We start from the raw sequence: 857 nt of genomic DNA on the forward strand, positions 1-857 counted from the left end.
GGCGGGCGCGGCGGGGGCCGCGGTGCCGGGCGAGGCGGACTGGGCGGGCTTCGTGGGCTGGGCCGCGTCGCCGTTGTCGGCCCCACAGGCGGTCAGGGTGAGGGCGGCGCCCAGGGCGAGGGCGGCGGGCACGAACAGGGCACGGCGAGCGGACACGGCACGGCGAGCGGACATGGAGGTTCCCCCGTAACGGTTGCGGATGAAGGAGTGGACCGGGCGGCGGGCCATCGGCGCCGACCGCTGAGCAGCACTCTGGTCCGCCGTCGGGCCGGTCCGCCAGGCTTCCCGGCCGAGCCGGGACGCTGGAACGGTTCCACCCCTCTGACCTGCGGTTTCACGCCTGCCTGGAACGGCCTTCCGGAACGATCCGGGGCCCTGTTTACCGCTTCGCCGCCCCTCCCCTCCGGTGCTGGGACCGCCGCGGCCGGGCGCCGGTCCACCGTCGAGGTGCGCCGACCCGCGCCCGGCGCACCTCGGTACGATCCCTCCATGGGTGGTGCGCGGGAAGAGGCCTGGGACGCCGAGGTGGCGGAGCGGGCGGTGGCGGTGCTGAAGGCAGTGGCGGACCCGTCGCGGTACCGGCTGCTGTGGGCGCTGAGCCGCCGGGAGCTGCCGGTGAGCGAGCTGGCCGAGCTGCTGGGGGCGCACGTGGCGTCGACCTCGCAGCACCTGGCGAAGCTGCGGGCGGCCGGGCTGGTGGTGGCGCGGCGGGAGGGGACGCGGATCTTCTACCGGGCCACGGAGGTGAGCGGGCTGCTCACCGAGGCCGCCCTGATCGCCCACGACCTGCCCGCGCGCCGCGACGGCGGCGACGACGGCGGTGCCGCCGCGGCCGGTGCGACCACGCCGCAGCCCTT

General features: G+C 77.0%; 1 protein-coding gene. It reads left to right on the forward strand.

From position 1 onward, the window contains the following. Positions 1-489: 489 nt before the first annotated feature. A partial coding sequence (locus KS423_RS46400) for a metalloregulator ArsR/SmtB family transcription factor (protein ID WP_224285649.1) occupies positions 490-857 on the forward strand: 368 nt, incomplete at its 3' end.

The sequence above is a fragment of the Streptomyces sp. LS1784 genome (assembly GCF_020103755.1).
Classification (GTDB): Bacteria; Actinomycetota; Actinomycetes; order Streptomycetales; family Streptomycetaceae; genus Kitasatospora.